Annotated in this window: 17 protein-coding genes and 1 pseudogene; 9 read left to right on the forward strand and 9 right to left on the reverse strand. The window is 41.7% G+C overall.

What is annotated here, in order from left to right:
- Positions 1–38 precede the first annotated feature (38 nt).
- The 8 genes and pseudogenes from Cabys_RS07480 (at position 39) to Cabys_RS07520 (ending at position 7,702) form a co-directional block, all read left to right on the forward strand.
- Entirely contained in the window at positions 39–926 is an 888-nt protein-coding gene (locus Cabys_RS07480; protein WP_217183933.1) for a helix-turn-helix domain-containing protein, read from the forward strand.
- 116 nt (positions 927–1,042) lie between these two features.
- Positions 1,043–1,591, forward strand: coding sequence for a cupin domain-containing protein (locus Cabys_RS07485; RefSeq protein ID WP_006929669.1), 549 nt, complete (start codon positions 1,043–1,045; stop codon positions 1,589–1,591).
- 24 nt (positions 1,592–1,615) lie between these two features.
- The gene (locus tag Cabys_RS07490) at positions 1,616–2,113 is read left to right on the forward strand and encodes a hypothetical protein (RefSeq protein ID WP_006929670.1); all 498 of its coding nucleotides are present in this window, start codon (positions 1,616–1,618) and stop codon (positions 2,111–2,113) included.
- A 365-nt stretch (positions 2,114–2,478) separates the two neighbouring features.
- Positions 2,479–3,720, forward strand: coding sequence for an IS110 family RNA-guided transposase (locus Cabys_RS07495; RefSeq protein ID WP_006926587.1), 1,242 nt, complete (start codon positions 2,479–2,481; stop codon positions 3,718–3,720).
- A 656-nt stretch (positions 3,721–4,376) separates the two neighbouring features.
- A pseudogene (locus Cabys_RS20720) lies at positions 4,377–4,556 on the forward strand (ATP-binding protein); the annotation flags it as partial.
- A gap of 546 nt (positions 4,557–5,102) precedes the next feature.
- Positions 5,103–5,312: an addiction module protein gene (locus Cabys_RS07510; RefSeq protein WP_006929673.1), complete on the forward strand. Its 210-nt coding sequence runs from the start codon at positions 5,103–5,105 to the stop codon at positions 5,310–5,312.
- Positions 5,313–5,606: a type II toxin-antitoxin system RelE/ParE family toxin gene (locus Cabys_RS07515; protein ID WP_006929675.1), complete on the forward strand. Its 294-nt coding sequence runs from the start codon at positions 5,313–5,315 to the stop codon at positions 5,604–5,606.
- Positions 5,607–5,737: 131 nt separating this feature from the next.
- A complete protein-coding gene (locus tag Cabys_RS07520) occupies positions 5,738–7,702 on the forward strand; it encodes a hypothetical protein (protein WP_006929677.1) in 1,965 nt (654 codons plus the stop codon).
- A gap of 127 nt (positions 7,703–7,829) precedes the next feature.
- On the opposite strand, the gene Cabys_RS07525 is transcribed toward Cabys_RS07520, so the two are convergent.
- The 9 genes from Cabys_RS07525 to Cabys_RS07565 form a co-directional block, all read right to left on the reverse strand.
- Positions 7,830–8,798, reverse strand: a complete 969-nt coding sequence (locus tag Cabys_RS07525; RefSeq protein WP_006929683.1) for an RluA family pseudouridine synthase — start codon at positions 8,796–8,798, stop codon at positions 7,830–7,832.
- A gap of 7 nt (positions 8,799–8,805) precedes the next feature.
- On the reverse strand, positions 8,806–9,390 hold the full coding sequence (gene lspA, locus Cabys_RS07530) for a signal peptidase II (protein WP_052304176.1): 585 nt from the start codon (positions 9,388–9,390) through the stop codon (positions 8,806–8,808).
- A gap of 8 nt (positions 9,391–9,398) precedes the next feature.
- Positions 9,399–9,770 carry a TraR/DksA family transcriptional regulator gene (locus Cabys_RS07535; RefSeq protein ID WP_006929685.1) on the reverse strand — a complete coding sequence of 124 codons (372 nt, stop codon included), beginning with the start codon at positions 9,768–9,770 and terminating at the stop codon, positions 9,399–9,401.
- Between the two features lie 13 nt (positions 9,771–9,783).
- Positions 9,784–13,071 carry an isoleucine--tRNA ligase gene (ileS, locus tag Cabys_RS07540; protein WP_150109292.1) on the reverse strand — a complete coding sequence of 1,096 codons (3,288 nt, stop codon included), beginning with the start codon at positions 13,069–13,071 and terminating at the stop codon, positions 9,784–9,786.
- 18 nt (positions 13,072–13,089) lie between these two features.
- Positions 13,090–13,920 (reverse strand): purine-nucleoside phosphorylase, encoded by an 831-nt coding sequence (locus Cabys_RS07545; protein WP_006929687.1) that lies wholly within the window; start codon positions 13,918–13,920, stop codon positions 13,090–13,092.
- Complete coding sequence (locus Cabys_RS07550) at positions 13,913–14,569, reverse strand: hypothetical protein (protein ID WP_006929689.1); 657 nt, start codon at positions 14,567–14,569, stop codon at positions 13,913–13,915. Before Cabys_RS07550 ends, Cabys_RS07545 begins: the two co-directional genes overlap by 8 nt.
- Positions 14,570–14,606: 37 nt before the next feature.
- A complete protein-coding gene (locus tag Cabys_RS07555) occupies positions 14,607–15,317 on the reverse strand; it encodes a DivIVA domain-containing protein (RefSeq protein WP_006929690.1) in 711 nt (236 codons plus the stop codon).
- On the reverse strand, positions 15,314–16,012 hold the full coding sequence (locus Cabys_RS07560) for a YggS family pyridoxal phosphate-dependent enzyme (RefSeq protein WP_006929691.1): 699 nt from the start codon (positions 16,010–16,012) through the stop codon (positions 15,314–15,316). The genes Cabys_RS07555 and Cabys_RS07560 overlap by 4 nt, the downstream gene beginning before the upstream one ends.
- 82 nt (positions 16,013–16,094) lie before the next feature.
- Entirely contained in the window at positions 16,095–16,403 is a 309-nt protein-coding gene (locus Cabys_RS07565; protein WP_006929692.1) for a DUF3467 domain-containing protein, read from the reverse strand.
- A gap of 100 nt (positions 16,404–16,503) precedes the next feature.
- Here Cabys_RS07565 and dnaG point away from each other — a divergent pair, with 100 nt between their 5' ends.
- Positions 16,504–18,327 carry a DNA primase gene (dnaG, locus tag Cabys_RS07570; RefSeq protein WP_006929693.1) on the forward strand — a complete coding sequence of 608 codons (1,824 nt, stop codon included), beginning with the start codon at positions 16,504–16,506 and terminating at the stop codon, positions 18,325–18,327.
- Positions 18,328–18,694 lie beyond the last annotated feature (367 nt).

Consider the following 18,694-nt stretch of genomic DNA (forward strand, 5'->3'; position numbering starts at 1 on the left):
CCTGCGGGGCTTAATTCAAAGAGTGTTTGCACTGGTAAATGTCTGGCGGCTGTTTTTTTTGCTGTTTTGAGCGTAGCATTTCCAGTGAAGCGCAGGGAGTTGGTAGTAATACAACAATGACACCACAAGAAATAAAAATATCACCCATAATGAATAAAGTGACTTCCAGTCGAAATCATGAAGATCACTATACTTTGTGCTGGATTCAAAACGGCATTGACCAGATCGAAATAAACAAAACGAAGTACAAAAACGTGTCGAATTCGGTTTTCTTCTTTACGCCTGATGTTAATTGGAAGATTTACAAAAACGCAATGAGCCCATTGTCAGGTTACTTGCTATATATTCCCAAATATATCTTAGATTATCCTGTTTTCAAAAACCTCCACATTACCCAGGTACGCTTTTTTAAGTCTATTGATGAAATACCGAAAATAAACCTTTCCCCTGGTATTGAAATACGGGTGCAGTCCATACTCGAAATGCTCGATGAACTTAACAGCACTAATCTGGCCAATAAAGAAGAAGCCATTTTATCGCTTTTGAACACACTTTTTGTTTATTGCGATGGAAAATGCAATATTAAATCGTTTATTTCCGACAATAATCAAAAAACCGCCCTGGTCTATAAATTCAAAAAAAAGATTGAAAAACTATTTTCGGAATATCATAAAGTTACTGCCTATGCACAATTATTAAACGTTTCGGATAAATACCTCAACGAATGCGTGAAAGAAATTTTAGGCACCAACGCCAAAAGCCTCATTGATGAAAAACTATTAATGACTGCCCGATACGAACTAAAATTTACAGACAAACCCATCAAAGAAATTGCTTTTGACCTTGGATTTTCATCACCGGATTATTTTAGTTATTTTATGAAAAAACACACTGGTGTTTCCCCTTCTCAGACAAGAAAAAGCTAATCGTTCCGAAATTCTAAGGTTTTACCGATTTTATCGCATTGTGCAATAGAATCTTTCTCCTTATCATTTCTCTGAAATTATTACAACCAGAAATTATAATTTGGAGGATTGATAATTTGGACAGGAGAAAATTCATTCAAACTTCGGTCTTAAGTGCTGTTTCTGTTTTAATGCCAGCTATTGCTGTTAGCAATCAGTTTTTTAAAAAAGAGTCGTCACTTAATGTGGTCAACCCCAAAATCATAAAAGAGAAAGAAGGAGAAATATTAAATGTATTGGGGGATATCCAAACACATAAATTCGCAGGAAACGAAACCGGTAACCAGATTGTGGACTGGGTTAGCGATGTTGAACCCGGAGTCGGCATTCCTCCGCACATCCATAGCCAGGAAGATGAAATATTTAGAGTAATAGAAGGGCAGGTCGAAATGATGATTGATGGAAAAACAACTGTTTTGCAAGCAGGAGATACTGCTTTCGCACCCAAAAATATAGTCCATGCATGGAAAGTTGTGGGAACAGAAAAAGCAAAAATGATTGTCAGTGCATTTCCGGCCGGAATTGAAATTATGTTCAGAGAGTTGGCTGCTTTACCTCCAGGACCGCCTGACTTTGAAAAAGTTACCAAAATATGCGGAAAGTATGGAATCACATTTGTAAAATAACAATTAACCGAAAGGATTTTAACTATGAATAAATTAGTATTGCTAATTTCAATAATTGTATTTTCACTATTTAGTTGCAATAAAAATGGCGTTAATACACCGAATTTAGAGGATTGGGAATTAGAAGTTAATCAATTAAAAGAAGCAACAGAAAAATATGTTGATTTTAAAGTTGCTAAAAGCGAAGGATGGATCGATGTATCCGGTTATGTGCCAAATATGGGGCATCATTTTTTAAATCCGGCTTATTCCGATGGCGTTTTTGAATTGGAAAAACCAGAGATTATTTTATACTTGCCAGATGAAAATGGTGTTATGCAAATGGTTGCCGTTGAATATTCAATCATTCCTGAGGATCCGGAAAATCCGGGCAATCCGCCTGAAGGATTTACCGGAGATCTGGATGAATGGCATTTCAATGAGGAATTGAAACAATGGCAACTGCATGTTTGGATTAAATTGGAAAACCCGGACGGTATATTTGCGCCTTTCAATCCTGCTATTGGAGACGAATCCAATTAAATAAACTGGATAAAATCAAAATGGACAGTTGAGAATAATTGAACAGTTTTATTTAGAGAAGTCGTTATTGCAAAAACGACTTCTTTTTTACTACTATTAGAATACTTCCTTCAAAAAATGTAATGCCTTAGCGTGCGAAAATTTTTGTACTGTTTTAAAAACTCATCTCCCAGCCCGGGGCTGTCCCAAAAGTCAAAGACAATGTATTTTTATAAAATTCTTCTTTCCCTCACCCCCTTTAATTCCCCCTCTCCCGATTTTCGGGGGAGAGCTTACTATATTATAGTTGTCAACAAAAGGATGAAAGAAAAGACTATACTCCTTAAATTGTAAGCTGATTTAAAAAAAAAGAAAGGAGCATAGTCATGGGGAAAATAAACAAAAAAGAGAGAAAATTCAACGAAGAAACCTTATTAGTTACAGTGGATATAGGCAAAAAATTTAATTACGGTTATGCACGTACAAAAGATGGTCAGGAGTTAGAAGTGTTTAAGTTTTTTAACACAGGTAAAGGATTCGAATATTTTTTAAAAAAAGTAGAAAGCTTCAGAGCAAAGACCGGTCTTAAGAATTGTTTATTTGGCCTGGAATCCACTGGCAGCTATGGGCTTGCGCTCATTCATTATCTACATCGAAGGGGCTATGAGATTGTACAAATAAATCCGATGCATACCAAGCGCCTGAAAGAATTAACGGACAATAGTCCCAATAAGACAGATAAAAAAGACCCAAAGGTCATAGCAGATATAATAGAATTAAACAAATATTTAACAGTAATCATCCCAGAGGGAATTTTTGCGGAATTACGCGAATTGGTTCATTTAAGAGAGAAAATACTTGAAGATCTACGAAGGAGTTATAATCGAATTGAGGGACAGTTATTTAAGATATTTCCGGAATTCTCTCAGGTCATGAGAGATTTAACTACAAAGACTTCACGTTATCTTTTGGCTCATTATACTTTACCTCAATTCATATTGGATTTAGGCTTAACAAAGCTAACAGAGCTAATAAAGTCAGTAAGTAAAAACCGATTAGGTGAAGAAAAGGCCCTTGCTTTATATGAAGCTGCTAAGATGAGCGGAGGCATCAAAGAAGGAACCCGGTCCATTGTAATGGAGATCAAGATACATCTTGATCAGATAGATCGTTTAGAATCTTATCAAAAGTCACTAAAGGATGAGATAGAGAATTATTTAAAAGAAGTGCCATACAGCAGGAACATATTATCCATAAAAGGGATAGGACCCATAATCGCAGCCATTTTAATAGGAGAGTTAGGAGATATCCGCAGATATAAAAGTTATCGTGAGTTAGAGAAGATAGCGGGATTAAACCTGTATGAAGTCAGTTCTGGCCAACATAAAGGTAAACATCACATAAGCAAACGCGGTCGGAGTTTATTAAGAAAAGCTCTTTTTTATATAGCCATCAATGCAAGTAGAGGTATCTTACAAGAAGTTTATCAGGTACATAAGGAGAAAGGGATGGCCAGCGCCAAGGCTTTAACGGCGTTATCCAGAAAGATATTAGCCATTATTTTTGCATTAGTAAGAGATGATAGTTTCTACATAGAAGGCTATAAAAAATCAAATAAAGCAGCCTAAAAGCAACAATTTGAGATATGGCGGGAAGACCTTCGGCCCCCCCATAAAGGCATACAGATAGTATGACCTTCGGTAAGAGAGCAAAAAAAGGCTTCCCGTCATATTTACCTTAGTTCCGATTAAGTAAGATAAGAGCTGTTAAAATACAGACTCTCGAATATCAGGGTAGAACAAGGTAAAATATCTCAAAAAATAGGCGAAAAAGTTATCCACAATAATTAACATATTAAAAAGAAAGGAGTTAGGTGTGTAAAAAATGAGTTATCCACATATCCACACCCTCTACAGTTATTAACATATTGTTAATAACTTTATTATTAAAATATTTGACTATAATAAATCAGGGGGGGCAGGGGGAGATGGCCAATGTAAGGTTTTCCATGATATTAAATAAATATACATTTAATTTCGCTTTTGAGACACCCCCGGGCGTAAATAGCGCCGATTTGCTTAGCTTTAGTCTCAGAATAGTTTGTTTAATCATTTTCTGCGATTATTGGTGTAATCTGCGGAAAAATTACTTTGCGCACGTTACGGTTGATTTTGGTTGCGGCTTCGCTGCCTTAGAAATCTACCAACGCTTATTTCAAGTAGCTCAGAAAAAGCGCTTTTAAAAAATGAAGTCCATCTTCTTTTAAAAAGAACTAAATAAGTTAGACCTTATAGCCATCGATGATTTTGCTTTCCTTGCAATCTCCAAACAATGGGCGCAAATATTTTATGCTTTGGTAGATCAAAGGTATGGTAAAAAATCTATGATCTTAAATTCGAATAGAGATATTACGGATTGGATGCACATCTTTCCTGATCCGATTATTGCTAATGCAATCCTTTAGGTAAAAGAAAATAAAATATGAGTTCACTCTAAAAAGGTATTATTATCTAATTTCATTTAAAATGGACTATGGTTTTTATTTAAATTACATAAAACATATTCGTGTCCATTTGTGAAATTCGTGGTTTTTATACTGAACTCAAATATTTACTGAAAATTAAAGTTGAATTAAAAAGAAAATTTCGCTTAATTTATACTAAAATTTTTTTAAACCTGGGGAATTATCTCGATCCTACACCTGGGGAATTAAACTGGACACCGACATAAAAGAAAGATGTTTTTAAAAGGACGGATATAAAAACACACGGTTCTGGTTTGACTTTGAGAGGTCTTTTTCATAAAATATTAAAAAGTAGTGTGTTTTTTTGAGGCAGGTATATAAAACGAGTGTTGCAGACAGAAGTTTAAACAAACCACGTTTGGTGGAGAGTGGTTAATCTTTACGCTGGAAGTAAAATAAAAAAATTCCCATATCGGTTGCAAAAATATTGAAAGTATAGATAAAATATAAAAGAATTTTAGAAGTTTATGTTTAAGGAGCTAAAGAATGGAAATTATTTTAGAAAATATGACAATTGAAGAAAAATTAAAATTAATGGAAGAAATCTGGAGTGATTTGATTAAATATGAAAAGCAGATTCCTTCTTCCCTTTGGCATAAAGCTGTTTTAGAAGAAAGAGAAAAAAAAATAAAAGACGGTAAAGAAGCAATATTAAACTGGAATGAGGCAAAAGATAAGATCCGAAAGTATATCTAAATGAAAATAAGAATTTTAGAATCTGCAATCGAAGATTTGAAAAGAGGATATGAGTTTTATGAAAAATTAAGTAAAGGATTAGGAGGTTATTTTATAGATACATTATTTTCAGATATTGACTCTTTACAATTATACGGGGGGATACATCAAAGGCAGTTTGGATATCATAGGATGTTATCAAAGAGATTTCCCTTTGCCATTTATTACAAAGTTCATGAAGATACGGTTATTGTTTACGCAATCCTTGATTGTAGGCAAAATCCAAATAAGATACAAAAAAGATTGAATTTCTAACAATACTTTTCTGTTAACAGCTGAAGACGCCGCAGGAATTAAATGTTATGTTTCCGGTCACTATATATCTGTTTCTATCTTCATGATTATTTTGAAAATAGTATTCAATTTTTATTAAACGGATTTCAAATATGTTTTATAAAATTCTATTTACTTTAACAATAGTTACATATGTTGTATTATCTAGCTGCACAAAAGGTGAGGCAGAATTAAAAGTTTCTACCAATCAACTCGATTTTGGCTCAGATGAAGTTGAAAAGGAATTTATAATAGAAAACTCAGGAAAGGAAAACGGGCTTTTTGAGTCTGGTGTTGAGCAATTAAAGTATAAAATAATGAGACCAAATGATGTTAACTGGATTTCCATCAATCCAGCATTTGGTACTTGCGATGACGAGAAGGACATAATAACAGTTACTATTAATAGGGATAGCATCCGTGTCGGTTTATACAATCAAGAAATATATATATTTTCAAATGGTGGAGATAAAGCAATTTCTGTTATTACCACACAGGAAGCACTACCAGTACCGACGAACCCATCGCCGATTGACAACTCAACCAATCAAAAATTATCATTAAATCTTACGTGGGATTGTAGCAAGGCTTACTCTTTTGACCTTTTTTTCGGTACTCAGAACCCGCCTACTGTTAAGTATTTAGAAAATTCAAAATCTAACAATTATTACGTTCGAAATTTAGAGGCAGGTAAAACATACTATTGGCAAGTCATAGCTAACTATGCAAAAGTGATTAATGGTGATACTGTTTCTTATTATTGGAAGCAAGTTCCAGGCAAAGTGTGGCGTTTTACTACGATCAATTGGACAAACTTATATCCAGAATTGCAAGATAAACTACCTAATTTTAGAGATAAATATTTTAACCGAAATAAGGATTTAACAGTTTTAATTTTAGGTGATTCATATATTTCAAGACAAAGGCATACTACATATTGGCCGGAAGAATTACATCCAAAACTTCCTCCACAAATGCAAAGCCAAAACTTAGCCTATTATATTTGGGCCACACTTGTTAAAAATAAACCTAAATATGACCGTTTTGACTCTGATTTTGTTTTTAAAGAATATGGTGATTTCCTAACTTATGAACAAAATGAAGCTTGGGATGAGTGTTGGATTAATAATATGTTTAATGGCTATGTCGGCACGCGAGATGATGGCTCAATTACCAGATTTAGTATCTCTGAAAATGCATATATCGAATTCTCTTGGGATCTATCTAAATATGAAAAGTGTAATTTTATTTATCGAAGCGATACATTAGCAGAAGATAATGTTTTAGTAACAGTATCTGGTGGCTCTGGCCAGATAAAAATTGAAGGAGATATTGAAGCCCATAATTATAGATTTTCTATGTATGAACAAAATTCACGAAATTATGGTTGGGGAAATTCAATATATTTGAAGCGTTTGAAATTTCAAAGAGTTTCAAACATGGGCGTTGTTAAAGTGCGGTTGTCTAAAGGCTCAAATTCAAAACGTCTTTTATATTGGGGAATAGAGAAATATAATGGTTATACAATATTCGTAATTAACATTGCTAGAGGTAGTCATAATTTTTATCGACCTCCTAATAATTTAGATAGATTTATAGAAAATGATTTATTTGGAAGACATCCGGATTTGATAATTTTAGAACAGTGTATAAATAATACTCCCCGTTCCAGTTGGGAATATGCTTATGATTTTGTTTGGGGCGATCGTCCTGGCTTTGATAACCCAAACTCTTTAAAAAAACGTTCCAATAATTGGCAAGATTTTGAAGTATTTACATATTTACCACATTGGCCAAATTCTTATTTTGTAGATGGTAAAATTAATGAAAAATATATGAGTGATTGGAATAAAACAAAAGAGCTCTTTCTCGAAAAGAATGATGTCCCATTTATAGATATGGCAAATGTTTTTATTGAAGAAGCTCGCAACAAAGGGTGGAACTATGGTGAAGCAACAGTAGGTAGTGGCGTAACAGGAAATACTTTCACAAGTGATAATTTGCATCCGAATGATACAGGTACATTAATTTATCGTCGCCATATTCTTCCTGTACTAAATTTTATTGCATCTGAATAAGGCTTCAAAATCCTCCCAAAAATTCCAGCCAAATCCAATTCTATGTGTAAATCCCTTCCGGATTAAAACCCGACAGCGCAGCCGAAATATCCAGCGGCTTTCGATTACATTTTGTGGCGCAAATGCGCTAAAGCATAAACAAATCCGGCAATTTTTGCAGGGCGGTTTTAAAATTTTCTGGCAGGTCCGCTTCGAAATCCACGCGTTGTCCGGTGCGCGGATGTAAAAAGGAGAGTTTTCTGGCGTGCAATGTCTGGTGGGGAAGAAGCTTAAGCAGATGCTCCCCGCGCTTGCGTAAATTTTGCGGCAGGTTCAACAATTGCGTCTCACGCCCGTTGTACAACTGATCGCCAACCACCGGATGATTAATATGGCGCATGTGCACGCGAATTTGATGCGTGCGACCGGTTTCCAGCCGGATTTCCAGCAGAGTAACGTATTGAAAGCGTTGCAGCACTTTAAAGCGCGTTACGGCGTCGCGCCCGCGCGGATCCACCACAAATTTAATGGGATTCTTACGGCTGCGGGCGATGGGCTCGCGGATCACGCCCCTATCTTCGTCAAAGTCGCCCCAAACCAGCGCCCAGTAAATGCGAAAGATTTCTTTCGTGTCAAACTGGCGGCGTAGATGGCGTTGCGCCCGATCATTTTTAGCAATCACAAGCAGGCCGGAGGTGTCTTTATCCAGCCGATGCACAATACCCGGACGCACAGCCTCGCCGGTATCGGCCAGACTGTTGGTGTGGTAGAGCAGGGCATTAACCAGCGTATTCGATTCGTTGCCTTTGCCCGGATGAACGACCATACCGGCCGGTTTGTCAATAACCAGCAGATCCTCGTCTTCGTACACAATGTTAATGGGAATGGGCTCAGGCTCCATATCGATTTGTGTGCGCTTTAGATGCACGGAAATTTCATCGCCCAGGCGCAGCAGGTAGCCGCTTTTAGATGGCTGGTTATTAACCAGCACATCATTATTTTTAATCAGTCTATTGAAATAAGACCGGCTGTATTCCGGGAACTTACCCGCCAAAAACTGATCGAGCCTGAACCCAACCTCCGATTCCGTAACAATGATGGTCTTTTTTTCTTCCACTATAACGCTACTCGGTTTCCGTTTTCGCTTCGCTTTTTGAGGATTGCCCGGGATATTCCAGGTTTTTTAAGGGATCGCCAATAAAGATGATGTAAAAGATGAGAATGGTCATCCCCACCGTTACGGCCGAATCGGCCACGTTAAACACCGGCCAGCGCGTCATACTGTAACCAGGAAACTCCAGGCTTAAAAAACGGAAGGCAGGGATGGAGATATCAAAAAATTCCACGTCCAAAAAATCGACGACTTTTCCATGAATAAAACGATCGAGCAAATTGCCGATGGCGCCGGCGGCAATCAGGCTTAGCGCCGTTTGAATCAACCAGCCCTCATTGCGCAAGCGGAACAGGTAGTAAAATACCAGCGCGGCGGCAAATAGGGATAGCGCGCTGAAAACAACAGGATTGCTGACGCGAATACCGAAAGCCATTCCCGGATTTTCCACGTACGTGATGCAAAAGAAGTTACCAAGAACGGGGATTGATTCGCCGAGCCTCATATTGGTTTTAATAATGTATTTGGTGATCTGGTCCAGAATTATTACCAGAACAATGATTCCGCCCATGGTCTTAAACGATAGCCTTTTTTCCATTCTGCGTTCTATCTTCCGGATTCAGCTACTTTGCAATCAAAACAGATGGTCGTTGTCGGAACTGCTTCCAGCCGTTTGTGATCGATCTCTTTGCGGCAAACGCGACAAATACCGTAGGTGCCGTTTTCAATGCGTTCCAGGGCCATGTCCAGCTGCTTTAGATATTTTTCGTCACGGGCGGCAAACAGAAAGGCTTTTTCACGTTCCATATTATCCGTTCCCTGATCGGCCATGTGAAATGAGTAAGCGGAGTGATCGCCGGTTGCCTCGCGCGTGGTGGAATCAAGAATCGTAGAACGCAGATATTCCAGATTCTTTATCACTTCTTCCTTTTTACTCAGGATAATATTTTTGAAACGTTCGAGATCCTTCTTGTTCATAAAATCCTCACAATTAAATTTTAACTAAATTGATTTTAAATGAAAAAGCGTCGATTTTGACTTCTTTTGCCGATTCTTCGTTCAAACGCACAAAGATTAAATCTTCGGCAAGCGTTTCATTTTTAATGTAAGATTTTTGACGTTCCAATGCCATTTTCTTTTCCTCCGGCAGGCCATCGACTTCAATCTTAATGTGATCGGTGACTTCAAAACCGAACTCTTTGCGCAGATTTTGAACGCGATTGACAAATTCACGGGCAAAACCCTCTTCCAGAAGTTCCGGAGTCAGCGTTAAATCCAGAGCAATCGTCAGTTGATCTTCGGCAAATACCGCAAAATTGCCTTTTGCCTCGGAAGAAATGATGACGTCTTCTTTTTCTAATTTTAATTCATGGTTGTCAATGAACACATGGATAAAGCCTTTTTCTTCCAGCTCCCTGATTTTATCGCTATTAAAACCGGTGATCACGCCTTTGAGCTGGCTCATTAATTTGCCGACTTTCGCTCCCAGCACCTTAAAGTTGGGTTTAGCTTTTCGTTCAACAATAGAAGTATCATCGTCAATAAGTTCCAGATTTTTAATATTAACTTCCTCTTTAATGATGTCGGCCATTTTCAGGATGTTCTCGCGCTCCTGTTTAAAAGGCGTGTAAATCAACGCCCGGCTCAATGGCTGGCGCACGCGAAGCTGTTTGTCGTTACGCAGGGCGCGGATGGTGGAAACGATCTTCTGAACCAGGGACATGGCCTTTTCTAAAGAGGCATCGCGTCGTTTTTGTAACGCCTCGTCCAGTTCCGGAAAATCGGCCAGATGTACGCTCATCGGATCATTTTCCTGTTTCAGGTTCAGATAAATTTCCTCGGCAATAAAGGGCGCAACGGGCGCCATCAATTTAACAAAGGTCAGCAGAACCTCGTGCAGGGTTTGATAGGCGGCCAGCTTATCGGCGCCGGCTTCCGCCTTCCAGAAGCGCCTTCTGTTGCGTCGTACGTACCAGTTAGACACATCGTCGATCATGTAGTCGTTCAAAGCCCGCACGGCGCGCGTAATATCGTAATTATCCAGGCTTTTGCGAACCTGCTCAACCACGGTGTACAAGCGCGAGAGAATCCAGCGGTCGATTTCTGGCCGCTCTTCGAAGGGCACGGCTTCTTCTTTGCCGGAATAGCCGTCTAAGTTGGCGTACATCACAAAAAAGGAATAAACATTGAGTAATGTGGAAAAGAAACGTCTTACCACTTCTTGCAGGCCGGCCTCGTCAAATTTTTTGGGAATCCACGGCGGGCTGACGATCATAAAGTACCAGCGCAAAGCGTCGGCGCCGTACTTGTCCATCATCTCCATCGGGTAAACCACGTTGCCGCGCGACTTGCTCATCTTCTGCCCGTCTTTATCTAAAATCAGTTCGTTGACAATGATGTTTTTAAAAGCCGGTTTGTTGAATAGCACCGTGGCGATATTGTGCAGGGTGTAAAACCAGCCGCGCGTCTGGTCGATGCCCTCGGCAATGAAATCGGCCGGAAAACTGCTCTCAAACAGTTCTGTGTTTTCGAACGGATAGTGGAACTGAGCAAAGGGCATGGAGCCGGAATCGAACCACACGTCCACAATTTCCGGGGTGCGACGGTAAATTTTGCCGTCTTTTTCGAAAATAATCCGGTCCACAAACGGGCGGTGTAAATCGATCTGCTCTTCCATTTCGGAGACTGGTACGCGCGAGCCGTCTTCTTTTTCGTACCAGCCCTCTTTTAACTCTTCGATGGAGCCGATGGCCATAATGTCTTCGCCGTCTTCGCTAACCCACAGCGGCAGGGGCGTGCCCCAGTAACGATCGCGAGAAAGCGACCACTCTTTAACGTCTTCCAGCCAGTTGCCAAAACGGCCGGGGCCAATCTCTTTCGGGTTCCAGTTGATGGTCTTGTTCAGCGCGATCATCTGATCTTTGTATTTGGGCGAATCGATAAACCACGATTCGCGTGCGTAGTAGATGATCGGATTGTCGGTACGCCAGCAATGTGGGTAGCTGTGCACATAGTCAAAGGTGTTGCGGTACAATTTGCCGCGCTTTTTTAAACCGGCCACCACGTCTTTGTCCACGCCTTCTTCCACGTGATCGGTGTACTGGAAGGTTTTGACCGTTCGTCCGGAAAATTCGCCCACCTCATCGGTAAAGCGTCCGCCCGGAGTAACCGGTTGTAAAAAGGGCAGGTTGTATTTTTTAGACATGTCGTAGTCGTCCTGTCCAAAGGCTGGCGCAATGTGCACAATGCCCGAACCGTCATCGGTAGAGACGAAATCGGCGGTTAAAACCGTAAGCGCATTGGGGTATTTCTGGCGGTCGATGGGTAAAAATTCGAAAATTTGTTCGTAAACCGTCCCAAAAAGCTCCTTGCCTTTAAAGCGCGCTAAAATTTCGTATTCGCCGTCCAGCACCTGCAATCTGGCTTCGGCCAGCACCAGCAGGTCGGTTAACGTTTTTTCGCCCTCTTTGGTTTTGATTTTACGCGTGTTTTTGACCAGCACGTAATCGATGTCCGGCCCAACGGCCATGGCCACATTGGAAATAAGCGTCCAGGGCGTGGTCGTCCATACCAACAGGTGCGCATTCTGCAGCTCTTTTTTGGGCGATTCCAGAATTTTTACTTTGATGTAACAATTGGGGTCTTTGACCTCTTTGTAGCCCAGCGAAAGCTCATGGGAGCTTAACGGCGTTTCGATAGTCGGCGACTGGGGCACGATTTTAAAATCGCGATAGATCAGTCCCTTATCGAAAATTTGTTTAATCGCCCACCACACCGATTCAATGTATTCGTTTTTGTAGGTGATGTAGGCGTGCTCCAGATCGATCCAGTAGCCCATGCGATCGGTAAGCGTGCGCCAGCCTTCCTTCATTTCGATATGGCGGTTTACCAGTTCTTTACAGGCATTGTTGAATTTTTCGATGCCGATTTTTTCAATTTCTTTTTTATTGGTAATGCCCATCTCTTTTTCCACCGCAATTTCCACCGGCAGGCCGTGCGTATCCCAACCCGCCTTACGCGGCACCTGATAACCTTCCATGGTCTTAAAGCGGCAAATCACGTCTTTAACCGTTCGCGACATCACATGGTGAATGCCCGGTTTGCCATTGGCCGTTGGCGGGCCTTCGTAAAAGATGTATTTTGCTTTGCCTTCGCGTTCTTCAACGGATTTTTCGAAAATTCTATGTTTTTTCCAGAACTCTAAAACGCGTTTTTCGATTTCTGGTAATTGCAGGTTTTTTTTCACTTCCTTAAACATCTTCTCTTCCACTCCATTCATTAGATGGTTTCGTAATTTCTACAGTCGTTTAACCACTTCGCGCATGATCAGCGTCAATTTCGGTTCTGTTTGTCCGGCAACGCGAATGATCTCTTCCACATCAACCGGCTCCAGCGCTTCCGGAAAACATTCGTCGGTAATAACCGAAATACCAAGCACTTCCATCTTCTGGTGATTGGCCACAATTACCTCCGGAACCGTGGACATGCCAACCACGTCGGCGCCCGCCGCCCGTAAAAAGCGATATTCGGCGCGCGTTTCCAGGCTGGGCCCGGGAACGGCAATAAAAACGCCCTTCTGAACTTTAATCTTGTTTTCAAGAGCCACATCCTCGGCCAGAGCGATTAACCGTCTGGAATAGGGCTCGGACATGTCCGGAAAACGCGGACCGAACTCGTCCAGATTCTGGCCGATCAGGGGATTGGTGCCCAGCAAATTGATATGGTCTTCGATCAGCATTAAATCTCCTTTGCGGAACAGCGGATTCATGCCGCCGCTGGCATTGGAAATGAGCAGCGTTTTAATGCCCAGTTTTTTCATGATGCGCACCGGAAAGGTGATCTGCTGCATGGAGTAGCCTTCATAATAATGAAAACGCCCCTGCATGGCCATGACCTGTTTTCCGCCCAGCGTGCCAAAGATCAGCTTGCCCTCGTGACTTTCCACCGTAGAAACGGGGAAGTGGGGAATTTGCTGATAGGGAATTTCCTGTGCGATTTCGATCTCCTTGACCAGACCGCCCAGCCCGGTTCCTAAAATAATCCCGATCTGCGGGTCGTTTTCAATTTTGCCCCTGATAAAATCATGGGCTTCGCTAATTTGCTGAAGATAGGCTTCCCGACTAATCATCTTGCTGACTGGCTCCTTGTTTAGATTTTTTCTGTTTCAATTTTTTTAACAACTCTTCTTTTTTTCTTTTCAACTCTTCCAATCTGCGTTTTTCGGCGCGGATGGCTTTGTATTCTTCGTAGCGCGCTTTACGGGCCGCAAAGGCCGCTTCTTCGATATCTTTGTAATAACCCTTGTTGCCAAAGTAATAAGCGCCCAGGCCGCCAAACACTAAAATACTAACGTTGGCCAGCAAAGGTTGGTCGATGGAGTAGAGACCAATGCCCACGCCGGTGCCAACGGCTCCTCCTAAAAAGAGCCCCGCCATTCCGTAAAGAATGGTGTTTTTAGGGGATTTGTGTTGTTTGATCTCATGGATTGGAATAGGATTTCCTTCAAAATCAAAATATCTGCTAATTTTGACGATGTATTTAATATCGTCAAACTTGATTAAACTCTTTTTGTGTGTGCGCGCATCCACATAAATCAGATTGACCGAATCGCCCGTGACAATGATGCCTTCCCGGTATGTTCCGTCTTTCAAATTAATGCGCACAGAGGCCTGAGATTCCGGGTCGGTTAACGAAACATAGCGCTTCCCGCTGCAGGCCAGAATGCTGAACAAAAGCCCCAGCAGAACAATCCACTTAAAAAACTTGATGCCATTCATGTTTCCACCCTTTATGTTAATGAATTCCCTCTCTCCCTCATTTTAAAAAATCGTCCAGATCATCGCCGAAGATGTCTTTAAAAAAATCGGCGCTCTTTTTTGAATTTTTTTCTTCAGACGATTTCGCCTGCTTTTTTTCTGGTTTCGGGGCGGCAGGCGTTTTGTCGTTCTGAATATTAATTTCCGGTTCTTTTTCCGCAGGAGCCGTTTTTTTTGTGGATTTTTCCTGAACCGGCAGGGCGCGTTTAGAACCTTTAAACACCTGGTGTGTTTTGCTTTTTAATTTATCCAGTTGCGCATCGTCCGTTTCTAAAATTTCCAGCAGTTCCAGTTGCGAAGAGAGCAAATAACGCAGGCGCGTGATTAAGGAATCTTTTTGCTGTTTTAAGTCGGCCAGTTCGCGTTTTAAAACGCTCACTTCCGCACGCGCATCTTCGATCATCTTTTTAGCCTGTACTTCGGCTTCGCGCCGGATCAATTCCGCTTCCTTTTCCGAAGTCTTTTTGGACAGTTGAGAGGTTTGTTGTACTTCGTACAGGGTTTGTTTTAACGTCTTTTCCACGTCCTTGTAATGGCGTAGTTCCGCCTTTAAAGCGCCGACTTCTTTTTCCAGACGCTGGTTGTTTTGCAACAGACGTTCGTATTCTTCCGCCACATATTCGAGATAGGTTTCCACTTCCACGCGGTCGTAGCCGCGCAGGGCGGTTTTAAATTCCTGCTTTTTGATGTCGATGGGTGTTAACTTCAAGGTTGCCTCCCTCTTGCGCCAAAAATGGCCGTTCCGATCCTGATGTGCGTGCTGCCTTCTTCAATGGCGATTTCAAAATCGCCGCTCATGCCCATGGATAACACAGGCAACTCCACACCAGAAGCCGTTTTTTGCAAATCTTCTCGCAAATTGTAAAGTTGACGAAAGGCCTGGCGAATTTTTTGCCGATCGTCGCTTAACGGGCCAATGGTCATCAATCCCTTAATATGTAAATGTTTTAAGCCTGCAATTTTTTCAAAAGCCTCCGGCGTTTTTTCGGGCGCAAAGCCGAATTTGGAGCTTTCGCCGCTGACGTTGACTTCCAGCAGAACCGGAATGGTCAGCGACCGCTTTTCGGCGAATTGATCCAGCGCTTCGGCCAGCCGCAGGGAATCGACCGAATGAATCAAAACCGCACGCGGCGCCACGTATTTAATTTTATTGGTTTGCAGGTGCCCGATAAAATGCCATTGAATATCTTCCGGTAAAAGCCGGGCTTTATCTCTTAGCTCCTGCGGGCGGTTTTCGCCAAACACCCTTAAGCCGGCGTCGTAGGCCTGCTTAATAACTTCGGGCGGCATGGTTTTGCTTACCGCCACCAGCGTTATTTCTTCTCGGCTTCTTCCGGCGCGCTGGCAGGCGGCCTCTATTCGCTCGTATATCCGTGCAATTGCATCTTTAATAAGATTCTCCATAAATCATCAAAATTAAAGAATTAATTGGTCGAATGCAATTCAGCTTCATTTGTATTGGACAGGGATTGCGTTGAGAACTTTGCTATTTGTCCGTCTGGAAGCCAATGTTTTTATCTTTATGATCCATGCCGTGTATGACGATTTCGCCAAACTGCGCTTCATATTTGCGAATGTTTTCTTCCAGAGCTTTAAGCAGCGATTTGGCGTGTTGCGGAGCCATTACAATCCTGGCGTAAACTTTTGCTTTTGGCTTTCCGGGCAAAATTCGAGTAAAATCAAAAACAAATTCGGCCGGAGAGTGTGAAATGAGCACCAGATTGCTGTAAATGCCTTCGGCTTCTTGCTCGCCCAGTTCGATGTTGATTTGCTTTTCAGGAAATTGTTGTCCCATTAGTCGCCTCCTTTTAACTTTAAATTTGCTCTTGATGCTTAAAAGTGTTTAATTTAGAAAGTAGAGCAATTGAAGTCAACTTAATATTTTTTAAATAATTATGGGAAAAATCAATCCTTTAAAAATAGACGAGATTCGCGGCGCGGTTAATATTGTTCATTATATTTCGCGTTTTGTTTCTTTAAAGAAAGCCGGGCAAAACTACAAAGGTCTTTGCCCCTTTCATACGGAAAAGACGCCTTCCTTTGTGGTCAGTCCGGCCAAACAGATTTTTCACTGTTTCGGCTGCGGTAAGGGCGGCAATATCTACACTTTTATTATGGAGTACGAAAAGCTCTCTTTTTTTGAAGCCCTGCGCCGCGCGGCCGAATTTGCCGGCATTCCGCTTCCCGAAGAAGACCTGGAGGCCAAAACCAGAGAGCGCACATATTTCGAAAAACTGTACGAGATCAATGAAACGGCTGCCCGCTATTTTGAAGACAATCTTTTTAAGCGTGAATTTAAAAACTGGCTGGATTATTTTAAACAACGTGGGCTTTCCGAGCGCACCATTAAAAAATTTCAACTGGGATATGCGCCCGATTCCAAATCCGGTTTGTTAGAAGTGTTTAAGAAAAAGAATGTGGACCTGGCCGAAGCTGAAAAATTGGGCCTGGTGGCCCGCAGTTTTTACAATGATGCTTTTATCGATAAGTTCAGACACCGCGTGATGTTCCCCTTTCATAATCTCAGCGGAAAAATTATTGGTTTTGGCGGACGGCAATTGCGCAGCGACCAGCAGCCTAAATATCTTAACAGCCCCGAAAGCCCCATTTACAAAAAGGGTTCCATTCTCTACGGATTGTACCAGGCGATCAACCGCATTCGCGAGGAAGACCTGGTTATTCTGGTGGAAGGCTATTTTGATCTGCTGCAACTGGTAGAGCACGGGCAAACCAATGTGGTGGCAACTTCCGGAACGGCGCTAACCGACTACCAGGCGCGATTAATCGGGCGCTACACGCAAAAGGTATTGCTGCTTTACGACGGCGACGACGCCGGGCGCAAGGCAGCCCTGCGCAACGGCTATATTCTGGAGAAGAACGGTCTTAACGCCTTTATTGCCGCGCTGCCGGCGGACGAAGACCCCGACTCGTTTTTACGCAAAAACGGTCTAAAAGCGCTGGAACCTTATTTGAAATCGCAATTGACCCCGGTGGAATTTGAAATCAATATGTTTTATGAGGAAAACCCCAAACCCTCGTTGCAGGCTAAAAATCAATTTGTCTCGCAATTGCTGGAAAATTTGCTGGAATTGAACGACCCTTTAAAAACCGGACTCTATCTGCCGCTCGTCTCAGACCTTTTGCAGATTAACGAAGACCTGCTGGTTGAACAATTTAAAAAGCTGGAAAGGCAGAGGCGGCGCTGGAAGAAGGCTGAAACCGTTTCGCCAGAAATTCCGACAGAAACCGAAGATCGCGTACACCGCGGCCAATACCTGGCCGAGGCCGGCGTGGTCTATTTGCTGCTCAACGGCGAAGAAAGAGTCAGAAATTTTCTCCTCTCCCAGCTCTCTTATGATCTTTTCGAGAATCCGTCGTTTATTGAAGTGTACGAGGCCATTTTAAACGAACTGGATGAGGTGGGCAAAGTCGATAAAAGCGAGATTCTTTCACAATTTCAGGAGGCGGTCGACGTGCAGGCGGCGCTTTCGGCGCTGGATTTAATGGAGTTTAACGATCCGTTGAAGTTTGCCAGAGATTGTATTTTTCAGCTTAAAAAATGGACGCTGGAAAAACAGGCGCAGGAAATTCAGGAATTAATCCGCAGCGATCATGAATCGCAGGATGCCCTGGCGCATTACACGGTGGAGTTGATGCGTGTGCGCAAAGAATTGAATCGGTTAGTAAAAGATCACCGCGCAGGCAGCGGAGATTTTTAACGAATGAAATTTCATAGTGCGCTTTCCTTTTTTCTAATTGGCGCCGCCGAGTCAATAGAAAATCTGGCAGGTACCATCGTTTGAAAATAATCTGTCATTTTCCAACCATACCTGAACCCAGCGGGTTTGAGGTTGATCATATTGAGTGAGCAGTTCCGGTAAAAAATTTAGTGTTTTTTTTGACGTATGAGACAACGCGCTGTTTCCTGATGCAATAGATTTGGGGAAACATTAATAAGATCAAGAGTATTGGAGGTTTTAAATGAAAAACAAAAGCTTAATTCTTTTTTTCCTTGTTTTTTCCTTTCATCTTTTATTTGCGCAAAACGACTGGCAAATGATCACTGCTTCGGACACGGTGGTGAAT

The organism is Caldithrix abyssi DSM 13497, assembly GCF_001886815.1.
Classification (GTDB): domain Bacteria; phylum Calditrichota; class Calditrichia; order Calditrichales; family Calditrichaceae; genus Caldithrix; species Caldithrix abyssi.

What these genes read in the sequence shown, in the direction of transcription:
- Cabys_RS07560 (WP_006929691.1), bottom strand. Translation starts at nt 16,012, where the DNA reads ATGGAGAATCTTATTAAAGATGCAATTGCACGGATATACGAGCGAATA.
- Cabys_RS07535 (WP_006929685.1), bottom strand. Translation starts at nt 9,770, where the DNA reads ATGAACAAGAAGGATCTCGAACGTTTCAAAAATATTATCCTGAGTAAA.
- Cabys_RS07510 (WP_006929673.1), top strand. Translation starts at nt 5,103, where the DNA reads ATGGAAATTATTTTAGAAAATATGACAATTGAAGAAAAATTAAAATTA.
- Cabys_RS07545 (WP_006929687.1), bottom strand. Translation starts at nt 13,920, where the DNA reads ATGATTAGTCGGGAAGCCTATCTTCAGCAAATTAGCGAAGCCCATGAT.
- ileS (WP_150109292.1), bottom strand. Translation starts at nt 13,071, where the DNA reads ATGAATGGAGTGGAAGAGAAGATGTTTAAGGAAGTGAAAAAAAACCTG.
- Cabys_RS07495 (WP_006926587.1), top strand. Translation starts at nt 2,479, where the DNA reads ATGGGGAAAATAAACAAAAAAGAGAGAAAATTCAACGAAGAAACCTTA.
- Cabys_RS07565 (WP_006929692.1), bottom strand. Translation starts at nt 16,403, where the DNA reads ATGGGACAACAATTTCCTGAAAAGCAAATCAACATCGAACTGGGCGAG.
- Cabys_RS07515 (WP_006929675.1), top strand. Translation starts at nt 5,313, where the DNA reads ATGAAAATAAGAATTTTAGAATCTGCAATCGAAGATTTGAAAAGAGGA.
- Cabys_RS07520 (WP_006929677.1), top strand. Translation starts at nt 5,738, where the DNA reads ATGTTTTATAAAATTCTATTTACTTTAACAATAGTTACATATGTTGTA.
- Cabys_RS07550 (WP_006929689.1), bottom strand. Translation starts at nt 14,569, where the DNA reads ATGAATGGCATCAAGTTTTTTAAGTGGATTGTTCTGCTGGGGCTTTTG.
- Cabys_RS07490 (WP_006929670.1), top strand. Translation starts at nt 1,616, where the DNA reads ATGAATAAATTAGTATTGCTAATTTCAATAATTGTATTTTCACTATTT.
- Cabys_RS07480 (WP_217183933.1), top strand. Translation starts at nt 39, where the DNA reads ATGTCTGGCGGCTGTTTTTTTTGCTGTTTTGAGCGTAGCATTTCCAGT.
- lspA (WP_052304176.1), bottom strand. Translation starts at nt 9,390, where the DNA reads ATGGAAAAAAGGCTATCGTTTAAGACCATGGGCGGAATCATTGTTCTG.
- dnaG (WP_006929693.1), top strand. Translation starts at nt 16,504, where the DNA reads ATGGGAAAAATCAATCCTTTAAAAATAGACGAGATTCGCGGCGCGGTT.